9 protein-coding genes are annotated in these 12,610 nt (G+C 52.2%); 1 reads left to right on the plus strand and 8 read right to left on the minus strand.

The genetic code is table 11. The features are described 5' to 3' along the window. Positions 1 to 146: 146 nt before the first annotated feature. The 4 genes from QLH52_RS03075 to QLH52_RS03090 all read right to left on the minus strand — a co-directional run bounded on the left by QLH52_RS03075 (position 147) and on the right by QLH52_RS03090 (position 4,528). On the minus strand, positions 147 to 383 hold the full coding sequence (locus QLH52_RS03075) for a hypothetical protein (RefSeq protein WP_319960507.1): 237 nt from the start codon (positions 381 to 383) through the stop codon (positions 147 to 149). A 195-nt stretch (positions 384 to 578) separates the two neighbouring features. After that, positions 579 to 1,361, minus strand: coding sequence for a polyphosphate kinase 2 (gene ppk2 / locus QLH52_RS03080; RefSeq protein ID WP_171694790.1), 783 nt, complete (start codon positions 1,359 to 1,361; stop codon positions 579 to 581). Positions 1,362 to 1,404: 43 nt separating this feature from the next. Further along, positions 1,405 to 2,724 (minus strand): response regulator c-di-GMP phosphodiesterase, NosR family, encoded by a 1,320-nt coding sequence (nosR, locus tag QLH52_RS03085; RefSeq protein ID WP_319960508.1) that lies wholly within the window; start codon positions 2,722 to 2,724, stop codon positions 1,405 to 1,407. Positions 2,725 to 2,743: 19 nt separating this feature from the next. Next, positions 2,744 to 4,528, minus strand: a complete 1,785-nt coding sequence (locus QLH52_RS03090; RefSeq protein ID WP_319960509.1) for a bacteriohemerythrin — start codon at positions 4,526 to 4,528, stop codon at positions 2,744 to 2,746. Positions 4,529 to 4,578: 50 nt separating this feature from the next. Here QLH52_RS03090 and QLH52_RS03095 point away from each other — a divergent pair, with 50 nt between their 5' ends. Beyond that, on the plus strand, positions 4,579 to 5,037 hold the full coding sequence (locus QLH52_RS03095; protein ID WP_319960510.1) for a hypothetical protein: 459 nt from the start codon (positions 4,579 to 4,581) through the stop codon (positions 5,035 to 5,037). 12 nt (positions 5,038 to 5,049) lie between these two features. Here the strand turns inward: QLH52_RS03095 and QLH52_RS03100 are convergent, their stop codons facing one another. From QLH52_RS03100 to QLH52_RS03115, 4 genes are all read right to left on the minus strand, one after another. Next, positions 5,050 to 6,936 carry an ATP-binding cassette domain-containing protein gene (locus QLH52_RS03100; protein WP_319960511.1) on the minus strand — a complete coding sequence of 629 codons (1,887 nt, stop codon included), beginning with the start codon at positions 6,934 to 6,936 and terminating at the stop codon, positions 5,050 to 5,052. Continuing rightward, the gene (locus QLH52_RS03105) at positions 6,927 to 8,147 is read right to left on the minus strand and encodes a competence/damage-inducible protein A (RefSeq protein WP_319960512.1); all 1,221 of its coding nucleotides are present in this window, start codon (positions 8,145 to 8,147) and stop codon (positions 6,927 to 6,929) included. The genes QLH52_RS03100 and QLH52_RS03105 overlap by 10 nt, the downstream gene beginning before the upstream one ends. Continuing rightward, positions 8,144 to 9,058, minus strand: a complete 915-nt coding sequence (locus QLH52_RS03110; RefSeq protein ID WP_319960513.1) for an AEC family transporter — start codon at positions 9,056 to 9,058, stop codon at positions 8,144 to 8,146. The genes QLH52_RS03105 and QLH52_RS03110 overlap by 4 nt, the downstream gene beginning before the upstream one ends. Positions 9,059 to 9,201: 143 nt before the next feature. Further along, complete coding sequence (locus tag QLH52_RS03115; RefSeq protein WP_319960514.1) at positions 9,202 to 12,507, minus strand: bifunctional diguanylate cyclase/phosphodiesterase; 3,306 nt, start codon at positions 12,505 to 12,507, stop codon at positions 9,202 to 9,204. Positions 12,508 to 12,610: the final 103 nt, after the last annotated feature.

The raw sequence follows: 12,610 nt of genomic DNA on the forward strand, positions 1-12,610 counted from the left end.
TCTATCGCGGGTTCGTAGCCAGTCACTTTTTCATCTTCCACGGTTCAAGTCGTTGTATTCTCCATTACAAATCCAGTTAGGGACAGTATCAATACAGGGAAGTTATTTTTGGCGAAATCCTAAAAGCGTAAGAAGCTCATAGGGTGTCACTTGAACGTGCCCTTAAGAGTATTTTTTAGCATTTCCTCAATTTCTTTCTTGGCTTCTGGAATCAGTATTTCTTTGGCTTGCTCAATACCAGCTTCTTTTAGGTCGCAAAGCATTATCTGGTGTCCGCAAAATACGCATTTTACAAAATCATCATCTTGGACATTCTCGGGTTGCTCAAAGTCTGTGTACCCACATTGTGGACATTGAATTGTTACATGAGTTGTTTTTATCATTCTGCAATCTCCAATAGAATGTAACAAATAATTAAATAGTCAGGGTGGGCACGGTTTTTGTGCCCACGCGGAATTAAAGCAATCTCGCGATATGGTGGGCAGAAAAGCGTTGCCCACCCTACGTTTGAATACGGCTTGCTCAGTTTGGTGCATATAGGTATTTATCACCAACCCGACTCCTTTCTCACCTACACCTCACGGCGCAATCATCCCATTGTGCAAATAGCTTTCTTCGTAATTAAACACGATATTCGCATCCGGCAAGACCAGCGATTCGTCCTTGCCTTTGTAGTCCAAACGAAACAATAAATCCTTGATGATATTGATCCGTGCGGCTTGTTTATCGTCGGATCTAACGACAGTCCAGGGCGCGGATAAATGGTGGGTTCTGGCAAACATGATATTGCGGGCTTCGCTGTATTGCTGCCAGTGTTTTTGGGCTTCCTTGTCGATGGGGCTGATTTTCCATTGTTTCAGCGGATCTTTTTGGCGTTGTTTTAAGCGTTCTTTTTGTTCGGCTTTGCTGATGTCCAGATAGTATTTCAGCAGTTTGATGCCGGAGCGCACCAGCAACTGTTCGTAATGCGAGACGGTTTCGATGAACTCGTGGTATTCGTCATCGTTGCAAAATCCCATCACCCGCTCCACGCCGGCCCGGTTGTACCAACTGCGATTGAACAACACCATTTCCTGGGCGGCCGGCAAATGGTGGGTGTAGCGTTGAAAATACCAGGTGCTGAGATCGCGGTCGGACGGTTTACCCAGTGCCACCACCCGGATTTCCCGGGGGCTAAGATGTTGAATGATGCGCTTGATGGTGCCGTCTTTACCGCCGGCATCGCGGCCTTCCAGGATGATCAGGATTTTGTCGCCATGCTTGATGATATGGTTCTGTAACTTGACCAGTTCCACCTGCAATTGCTGCAAGGTATCTTTGTAGACCTGTTTGTCGGACTTTGGTGGGTGTTTTTTGCTCATAGTTACCTGCCTGTCTAAAAGGGTTTCCACCGTTCCGGCTTATTCAACCGCGTTGTCGCTCACTGCCCATTCTTACCCGCAAAATCAGATTTTTCTTTTGCTTCCTGAGTTCCAGAATGTCTTCGACGTTTTTTTCGTTGAGAATCTGATTCTTTAAATACAACACGTCGTTACAAATAATCTCGGCGGCTTCCATGCCTGCTTGCAACTGGGTCCAGGAAATTTCGATTATCGGCCGTTCGTCGACAGTTTCCGATTCGGCGAGCAGCGCCAGAAAGGTATCAACCACCCGTGGGTCGTAGTCCTTGGCTTTTTTGCTCAGCAGCCGTTCTTTCACTTGCTCGGTCGTCATCGCGGTGCCGGTGATCGAGCCGTCCAGATAATTGATATAGTCGCGCACCAGAGTCAATATCCTTGTACCCAAGGGTATCTCCGCGCCCGCCCAACCCAAAGGTTGGCCGGAACCGTCGAAATGTTCGTATTGGGCGGCGATGAGTTCGGCGGCGTTATGCAAGGGTTCCAGGCCTTTTAATAGCGTTTGCCCTTCCAAAGCGTGGTTTAAATAGCGTTTGCGTTGCAGGCTGTTCATGCTTAACAAAGCCTGGGTCAGCAAACTGTCCGGCAAGCTCATTTTGCCGATTTGCAGCAACAGGCCGGCATACACTACATCCTTCAGTGCGGCGGCATCCATGCCCAGCCGCCGCCCTACTTCCCTGGCATTTTCCGCCACATATTTGGCGTGACCGCTTTTGATACCCGGCCGCATTTCAATGGTTTTGGCGAACACCTTAACCGAATCGGCATACTGTTTTTTCAAGGCATCGTGGGCTTGATCGATCATCTGCAAGGACTTTCTCAACTGCTCGGTGCGTTTTTCGACCTTGTCTTCCAAACCGGCGTTCAGCTCTTTCAGCTCCTGATTTTGCCGGTTGATAATATCGAACAGCTGCCGACGTTCGTCGCGCAGGCGCTTTTGTTCCAGCGCGTTGTTCACCAGAATTTTCAGTTCGTTGTCTTCCCAAGGCTTGCTGCAATAACTGTAGATCTTGCCTTTGTTGACGGCGGCGATGGTCGATTCAATGTCGGCATAGCCGGTCAATAAAATCCGCACGATATTCGGCCAGCGTTCGGCAGCTCTGGTCAGAAACTCGGCCCCATCCATCTGCGGCATACGCATGTCGGAGATAATCAGATCGATAGGCTGTTGCGCCAAAATCTCCAGGCCGTCGGCGCCGCTCTCCGCCATATAGACTTGATATTCCGCACCGCGAAACAGGCGTCGCAGGGCCTTTAAGACATTGGGTTCGTCATCGACGAATAATAAATTGGCAACGGTTTGGGGGTCTGGGGATAGCTCGGTCATGGCGCGGCTGCGATAATCGTTAACTGGCAGGGGTACGGGTCGGCAAATAAATCCGGAACCGAGTTCCTCGGCCTATTTCCGAATCTATCTCGATACGACCATGATGGTCCTGGATGATTTTGTACGATAGCGACAAGCCCAGGCCGGTACCTTTACCGACCGGCTTGGTGGTAAAAAACGGATCGAATATCCGCATTCGGGTTGCCTCGCTCATACCTTGGCCGTTATCCTCCACGTCCACCCAAACCCAATCGGCATCCTGATAACCGGTACGCACCGTGATTTTGCCGAAATCTTCAATGGCTTGCGCGGCGTTGACCAATAGATTCATGAATACCTGATTCAACTGCGCGCCAACGCATTCGAAAGGTTTGATACCGCCGTATTCCTTCACCACTTCGGCCTTGTATTTCAGTTCGTTGTTGACGATATTCAAGGTGGCATCAATCCCGGCTTCCAAATCGAACATCTCCCGGCCCTGCTTATCGATCCGGGAAAAATCGCGTAAATCCTGGACGATTTTCTTCGCGCGAGTCGCGCCTTCCAGCGACTCTTCCACCAGGTCGGCGGCGTCATCTTTCAGAAAATCCAGATCGACCGTATTTTTAAACTGTTTAAAAGCTTGCACGTCCGGGTGGTTATCCGCCAGTTGCCCGGCCAGACGCTCAGCCAATTCGGCGGCCTTGATGAGTTCTTGTATGTATTGTTTCAGGCTGTTGAGGTTGGAATAAATATAACCGAGCGGATTATTGATCTCATGCGCCACCCCGGCCGCCAATTGGCCGATAGAGGCCATTTTTTCCGATTGCACCAGATGGGCCTGAGTTTCCTGGAGTTTCTGATTGAGCAGGGTTTGCTGGTTTTTTTCCATCTGCAGCGTCTGATTCGCTTCTGTCAGCGCTTGGGTGCGCTCGCGAACCCGTTCTTCCAGTTGTTGGTTCAGTTTCAGCAAAGCGGTTTCCGCCTGCTTTTGCGTGCTGATGTCCATCCCGCAGCCCATCAAGCCGGCAAATTTACCGTTCTTGCGCATCCTGGGCACGGCGGTTTCCAGAATCCAGGTTTCCTTGGCATCCTCGGTACACAGCCGGTACTGAATCTTGAACTTGGTTAATTCCTGCGCGGCTTGCTGATAGGTCTGCACCACCTTGTCCCTATCGTCGGGGTGTATCGTGTTCAGCCATTGCCGGCGGTCGACGAAACCGCGTTCGATGTGAAAGGTTTTAAACCAGAAACGATTGCAAAAAATCGGCAGGTTTTTGGCGTTGGTGATCCAGATCAGGGCCGGGAGATGGTCGGCAAGTTCCTTGAAACGCTCTTCGCTTTCCCGCAAGGCCGAATACAAATTGCTGTGCAAAATATCGACATGTTCATCCTTATCGATACTGACTTGCTCGGCGTCGATGCCTTGATTAAGGCTGATCGCCATCAACTTGTCGGTTTTTAAAATATGGTGGCAAAGCCAATCCACCAAAAAATCCAACAGATCCTTGGAAATGACCGAAACATCGGATTGCGCCTCGACATGCACTTGCTGCATTTTATCGATAAATTCTTGATGTTGCTGGCAATGCTGGTCCTGCATCCGCGGATTGAAGCCTGCCTCCATCATCAGTTGCTCTTCGTGTTGGAAGTGCTCGACGGTGTACTCGACCAACTGCTTGACGGTTTCCAGCACGGTTTGCAGGTCTGCGCCCAAGGCGTTTAGTTCATCCAGGCGATTAATCAACGCGACCAGTTGCCGATGCTGATTATCCACACTTTCTATACCAACCAATAGTTGGTCGTTCCACGTTAAAATACTCATCCGCGATCCATTCTCAGGAGGGTCAAGTCTGATTGCCGACGTTTGGCATTATGGCACAACGCATTTACGCTGTCGGTTATTTCAAGACTCAGGTTATTGCTATGGATATTCAAGATTTCGACGGTTTACAAGCCTTGCTGGATTCAACGTTTCCGAAAACCTGTCGCAGTTGCGGTTACGTATATATCTCGGCCGAGCAGTTTTTTATCGAAACCCAAGACATGCCCCATGGCCGTTCATCGTTACGGTCGGCTATTGAGGACGATGGCTTAATTCTAGTGGAAGTATTCAGAAACTGCCGCTGCGGCTCTACGCTGATGGATGAATTCGGCTGTCGGCGCGACCGAAACGAGGATGGCCTGCAGCAGCGTCTGGCTTTTGAGACGATACTGCGGGCCATGCAAGGCCGAAACATTCCCGCAGACGTGGCCCGCATGGAGATTATCAAATTTTTACAAGGCCAGCCCAATACGCTGGTGGCGCTGCTGAATATTGAACTGTTGCCCTAAGCGGCAACCTGCTCAACCCTGCAGGGCTTCCAATTCATCCCAACGCTGATAGGCCTGACTTAGATCGGCCTCGGCGGTTTGCAATTGCGCCAGTTTGGCGGCCACCGCATCGGGACTTTGTTTATAAAAACCGACTTCGTTCATTTCCGCTGTCAGCTGGGTTTGCAATGTTTCCAGTTGTTCGATCAGCGCCGGCAGTTGCTCGAGTTCCCGCTGTTCTTTAAAGCTAAGTTTCTTGGCCGGCGCGGTTTTGGGCTTCTCTTTTTTCACCGCTTGTTCGGCAATCTTTACTGCTTCGGCTTTTTTGTTCTGCTCCATCAGGGCAAACCAATCGGCATACCCGCCGATGTATTCTTCCACCCTGCCCTCGCCTTCGAACACCAATACGCTGGTGACGACGTTATCCAAGAACTCCCGGTCATGGCTCACCAGCAGCAAAGTGCCCTGATACTCGACCAGTTTTTCTTCCAGAATTTCCAGGGTTTCCAAATCCAAATCATTCGTGGGTTCGTCCATCACGATCAGGTTGGCGGTCTTGGTAAACAGGCGCGCCAGCAGCAACCGATTTTTCTCGCCGCCGGACAGGCTTTTGACCGGCGAACGGGCGCGGGCCGGCGCGAATAAAAAGTCGGCCAGATACGACATGACGTGGCGTTTGCCATCCGGCGTATCGACAAATTCGCCGCCGTCCAGCACGCTGTCGGCCACCGAGATTTCCGGATCAAGCTGTTCGCGCAACTGGTCGAAGTAAGCGATTTGCAGATTGGTGCCCAGCTCGATGCTGCCGGTGGTAGGTTGCAATTGACCGAGCAGCAACTTCAACAAAGTGGATTTGCCGGCACCGTTATTGCCGATTAAACCGATCTTGTCGCCGCGTTCGATGCGCAGCGAAAAATCCTTGATGATGGGTTTATCCTGATATTGAAAATTGACATCGATGGCTTCGACCACTTTCTTGCCGGACGCTTCGCCTTTATTCAAACTAAGCTTGGCGGTGCCTTGGGTATTGCGCCGTTCGGAACGCTCGGCGCGCAATTTCTTCAACGCTCGGACTCGCCCTTCGTTACGTGTCCGTCTGGCTTTGACGCCCTGGCGAATCCAGACTTCTTCCTTGGCCAGCTTCTTGTCGAACTCGGCGTTTTGATTGGCTTCGTCTTCCAAAGCCGCCGCCTTGCGGGTCAAATAATCTTGATAATTACCGGCCCAGGACGTCAATTGCCCGCGATCCAGATCGATAATCCGCGTCGCCAGTTTTTGTAAAAATGCCCGGTCATGGGTAACAAACATCACCGCACCCTGGAAGGCCAGGATTTGCTCTTCCAGCCAGGCGATGCTCTCGAAATCCAAATGGTTGGTCGGCTCGTCCAGCAACAACACTTCCGGCTCGATCACCAAAGCGCGCGCTAGTGCGACTCGGCGCTTCCAGCCGCCGGACAGGCTGCCGACCAGCACATCCGCCGGTAATTGCAGTTTGCTCAATACCGCTTCGACGCGGGTTTGAAACTCCCAGCCATTGTCGGCTTCCAGCTTATGTTGCACATCGCCCAAAGCTTGCAGCGACTGTTCGCTGCCATCCATATGGCTCAACAGCTCATGGTAACGGGCGATGACCCGGCCCAATTCCCCAAGTCCACCAGCGACGGCTTCGTAGATCGTGTCGTTTTCGTCCAGATTGGGCGATTGCTCCAGCCAAGCCAGGCGCAGTTCCGGTTGTTTCCAGATTTCGCCGTGATCGGCATGAATATCGCCGGCGATGATTTTCATTAAGGTGGATTTGCCTTCGCCGTTGCGGCCCAGCAGGCCGACCCGCTCGCCGGCGTCGAGTTGAAAAGCGGCGTTATCGAGCAGCGCGTGGGTGCCGAAGGCGATGGAAACATTGGTTAAACGGATTAAAGGCATTTGTTTTGTAGGTAACGTCTAAGTAAGTCCAGCGCGAATAAAGCCGCCTGGTTTTGTTTGGTGTTAAGGGCGCCATAGGCGCTAAGCTGGGTCGAGACCACGCCGCTGGGTGTGGCTAAGGCATTGTAAAGGACTATGGCTCTATCTTTATCCTGGTAATCTTCGGCGCTGCCGGCAAAAAGCTGAACTAAGGCAAAATCGGTTTGCTCGCGGGCTTTCAGTTGTTCCGCCCAAATTTTGGCGATGGGCAGTAAATCGCCGCCCCCCGCTTCGCCTGCACCGGTATTGCGTCCCCAATCCAGATTGATTTCAACGCGCCTCAGCCAGTCGCATCCCAAACATTTAGCGGCCAACTGGCCCTGGCTGGCGGTTTCCAGCAAGGCGAGCGAATAAGATTTCCGGCTCATGACCTTGCTCACCACGTCCAGCAGATCGCCCTGCGCTACGTCCAGGCCATCGATGGCAAACACGTAATCGCCGATGCTGTCGGCCACGGCGGCCACGCAGCCACGCTTTTCTTGCTCGGGGAAATTACTGGGAAACAATAGTTTGGTCTGCACTTCATCGGGCGCGGCACGAAACCCCAGCTGCACACCCGCGGGCAAATCAAAATCCGCCAAGCACTGCTGAATCGCCGATTCGCCTATACCTAGGCTGCGCAAGCTAACCAAACACGCCGGCTGTAGCTCAAAACCCTGCAGCAATTGCGGCCTGACTAGCGAGGTAAACATATTCTTCATTTCCGACGGCACACCCGGCAGACACACGAACCAGCAGCGTTTGAATTGCAAAGCAAAGCCCGGCGCGGTGCCGTAAGTGTTGTCGATACGTATTGCCGACTGCGGCAGCATGGCTTGCTTGCGATTTGCAGGCGGCATCACGCGATTGCGGCGGGCGTAATATTGTTGAATGTCGGCAAAGGCCTGATCGTCGAATCGTAAAGGCTGATCACTGGCGATACTGACTGCTTCGGCGGTTAAGTCGTCGATAGTCGGCCCTAAACCGCCGGTGCAAATACAACAATCGGAGCGCTCGGCGATTTCCGTGAACAAGGCCACCAAATCGTCCACGTCATCGCCCACTGCGGTGTGGCGTTTTAAGGTAAAGCCCAAATCAACCAATTGCTGGGAGAGCCAGGCGGCGTTGCTGTCCACGGTCTGCCCGCAGACAATTTCCTCGCCTTGCGAGAATATTTCGGCAATCTGTTTCATAACACCCGATACCAGAGCGGTAAGCTCACTAAACTCAAGGCCGTCGTCACCGTCACGGCCATCGCATATAAGCCGCTGTCCAGCTTATAGCGGTCGCACAAGACGATGCCCATCACCATACTCGGCATGGCTATATCCATCACGGCCGCCGCCCTGGGCTGACCGGTCAAATTGAGCAGGTTTGCCAGCCACAAGGCAATCAGCGGCATCAACCCTAGTTTAACTAATGCAGTGGGGACGATGAACGGTACGTTGCGCAGGCGTATATCCCGCCAGCTAAGCGCCAAACCTAACGAAAAAATCATCAACGGTGCGACCGCTCCGGAACATTTTTGCAGTAAGCCGGCCACCCAGAACGGTATCGGCACCTGATTGAGGTTTAACACGACCGCGACAAACGCAGCCCAGAACGGCGGCGCATTGAAAAATGCCAACACCGATTTTGGCTTAGGCTCCCCGCTTGCGCCGTAATGGCGGGCCAGCATGATACCTAAGGTATAGACCAACGGCGCTTCGGCAAATAAATCGATCTGAATGACCAAAGACCGGGTCCAGTCGCCGAAAATCTGCTCCAACACCGGCAAGCCCAGATAGGTGACGTTTGGAAAAGCCGCCGCCAAAATCACCGCCCCGGTTTGCGGGTTTTTAAATTTAAACAACTTAGCAAGCAGCCAGGTCGCCAAAATCGACAACAAGATACTGATAAAACCCAATGCGGAGTATTGTAGTGATTGCCAACCAATATCGGCCCGCCACAACACATCCAGCACCATAATCGGCATAAAAAAATAGTACACCACGCTGGTTAACACTGACCGGGTCTGATCCGCGGTTAAGCGGTTAGGGGTCAATACTCGCCAACCGGCACCGCACAGCATCAGCGCGGTCATTTGCATCAAGGTTGTATTCATGCCGCGCATTTTATCAGGCTGGCGATGCTGCCACCCGGCTAAAGCATTACAATCAACCAAGGCCCTTAAATTTTCCGGATGCGTGTCCCGCAAGAACGGGGGCGGCGATAGATAAAGGCCGGGTAATCATTCCAGTGTTCTGGCTAATGCCGTCCATCGCCGGACGGCGCTTGGGTAAAAGCCTTATCGAGCAACTGTTCGAATTGGTCGGCCGGGACCGGTTTGGAAATTAAATAGCCTTGTCCGTAATCGCAGCCCATTCGGTTTAATAGATCGTATTGTTCCTGGGTCTCTATACCCTCGGCGACGACCTTAATGCCCAGCTTGTGCGCCATCACCACGATAGCTTCGCATAAAGCCATGTCGCTGGAACCGGCCACCAGACTCCGGACAAACGCCTGGTCTATCTTGATGTAATCGATGTCGAATTTTTTCAAATAGGCCAAGGATGAATAGCCGGTGCCGAAATCGTCCAAAGCCACCTGCATCCCGCCATCGCGAAACGCCGACAGTTGCTCGCGCGTGCTGTTGCTGGCATCCAATATCAAGCCTTCGGTTATTTCGACGATCACGCTCTGGCCCGGCAAATCCAGTTCCTGCAATAAGGCAAGCCATTGGTTGGCTTCCATGGCTTGCCGGCGGAACTGCACGGGCGATTTGTTGACGCTGATCTGGAAATCCGGATGATAGGTTTGCCGCCACTGCTTAGCCTGGTGCGCGGCAGTGTCAAAAACCCAATCGCCAATATCGACGATAACCCCTGTATCTTCGGCAACCGGAATAAATTCGGCCGGGCTGACCATGCCCAGCGTCGGATGCAGCCAACGCAGCAGGGCTTCGGCTTTGGCTATGCTGCCGCTGGCAAATTCGATGATGGGTTGGTAATGCAGTAAAAACTGCTGACGGGCCAGCGCGCCGTGCAAATCGTTGGCCAGCCGCATGCGCAGTTGGGCGTTCTGCTGCATCAAGGCAGTGAAATATTGATAGCGGTCGCGACCCTGATTTTTGGCGGCGTACATTGCCTGATCGGCATTTTTTAATAAAGAATCGGTATCCAGCGCATCGTCCGGATATAGGGCAATGCCGATACTCCCTGAAATATAGGCCGTCTCATTGCCCAAACGAAACGGTTCCGCCAAAGCCTGCAAGATGTTCCGGGCGATCCGGTTGACGCCATCCACTTGATCCAATTCGCCGAGAATCACGGTAAATTCATCGCCGCCCAGTCTGGCAATGCTGTCGCAATCCCGCACGCAACCGCTGATGCGCCGCGCGGCTTCCTTCAACAAGATGTCTCCCATGAAGTGGCCCATGCTGTCATTGACATCCTTGAAACGGTCCAAATCCAGAAACATCAATGCCACATGCCGGCCATGCCGAAAAGCCTTTTTGATTTCCTGATTAAGCCGATCTAAAAACATATTGCGATTCGGCAAACCGGTCAGCGGATCGAAGTTGGCTTGCCGCCAAATCAATTCCTCGGATTTTTTGCGTTCGGTAATATCCGCGATCAAGGCCACTCGCCTGTGTACACCGCCGTTCTCATTCAGAATAGAGTTGATGGTGACCCACTGAATGCAATCCTCGCCGTTCTTGCGGCGGCCGCTGATTTCGCCGGCCCACTGGCCGTGGGTATTGATCACTCGCAAGACGGTTTTATAGAAAGCCTGATCATGCGGCTCTATGGTGGTACCGACAAAGGCCCGGCCTATCACTTCGTCCGCCGAATAACCGGTTACCGTGGTAAATGCCGGATTAACCGTGATGATGGTGCCCGTGGCATCGGTGACCATCATCGCTTCGCTGCTGTTCAAATACACCAGGGCCGCCAGTTGCATTTCCTCTTCGGCGCTTTTCCGCGCGGTGATGTCCTCATACACGCCCAGCACGCCAATGGTCTGTTGCTGCAAATTACGTAAGGGCACTCTTGAGGTTCTCAAATGCATGGTTTTACCTGCCGGCCCCATTAGCGTTTCTTCGTAATTCAATTTTGCCGTATTGCTCTCGATGACCTGCTTATCGTCTGCTCGATATAAGTGCGCTAAATCCCGCCAAACCAATTGCTCATCGGATTTACCGATCAATTCGGCCGGATTCTCTAACCCGGCATCTTGACTGAAGGCTAAGTTGGCGCCCAGATAACGGTAATTCAGGTCTTTCCAGAATACACGGCTGGGGATGGTGTTGATGACGGTTTGCAGCATGTTTACCGAATCGGCCAGTTTGTGCATCGCTTCCAACCGTTCGGAAATATCGCGCAAAATCAGTAATTGATTGCCGGCCAAGCTATCGCCCAATAAGACGATGTCGACCAACACCATCCGGCACCTGCCATCCTTGCAACAAACTTTCAATTCCGCGGTTTGGCCGGACTCGGTAGCAGACTGGGGAACACGCTGATAAGTATGCCAATTAGCGATGACCTGTTGCCGATATTCAGCGTCGGGATGGGCATGCCACCACCATTCCGCCAAGGTCGGAATATCGCCTAGCGTATAACCGAAGGTTTTTACGAAAGCCGAGTTCAAATAACTGATATTGCCCTGGCTATCATGCAAAGCATAGGCAATCGGCGACTCTTCGATAATGGCGTGAAATTTGGCTTCGCTAACAGACAGTGCCTGATGCGCTTGATAGAGCCGCTGGTAAGGCAGTTGGATGCTGTTGAGGAAAACCGAACGGTAAATCAGGCCATAGGCGACCAACTTATAGGCATGCCCGAGCAAAATATACAAATCGCTGACGCTGGCATAAAAGGTCGCGAACAACTCGCTCATGGCCATGATCGCAGCAGCCGCCGCCAAACCGGCCGGATCGTAGGTATGTTGGCGGCGGGTTTGGCGTAAATAGCCGATGGCGCTGACAGCATAGACGCCGGCCAACACATATTCGCAGGTTTTTTTAAAAGAGGTTAAACCATCAACTGCATCAAAGGTGCGCGGCAACCAATCTTGATGGAAAAACACCAGCCAGCAACTGAGGCCAATATAGAGCAGCACAACGCTCAGCATCAACGCACGCGACACCGGGGTTATCGGCCGGTTTGGCAGCAACCATCCCATCACCAGACCTATCGCTGCAAACCCGCGGGCCATTAGCCAAAAAGCGATGGCTTTTTCCGGATCGCTCTCGGTGATAAAGGCCGGCATACCGCTGAAAGACAGGGTATGCATTAAATCGAGGACCGCCACCCCCAAGAAGCAGCAGGCCAGCATCAGGAATCCGGCGGAATTCTCCTTTTGATAAACGCTCCAACCCACCGCGAAAACCAATGCGGAAATCACGATGGAAAAACCTTCCATCAAGGTATGCACGCCCAAGGATTGGCTGACAAAAGGCCGTAAGTAGTCTGCCAGCGGAAAATACAAGCTAAGCAACTGCGCAAGTAAAAGTAGTAGCACCGTCCAAAGCAGAGGCCTGGCCTGGTTTTGTTCGCGATATTGCTCCACAGTGATCCCTTGCTGTTTACCGGTCTGCCGACATTATGTAGATTTAAGTCTGTTGGCGGCTAGTGTTATTGTTATGTTTTGTCGATGTTGCTACGGGTACTGT

Source organism: Methylomonas defluvii (genome assembly GCF_033949435.1).
In the GTDB taxonomy this organism is placed as follows: Bacteria; Pseudomonadota; Gammaproteobacteria; order Methylococcales; family Methylomonadaceae; genus Methylomonas; species Methylomonas defluvii.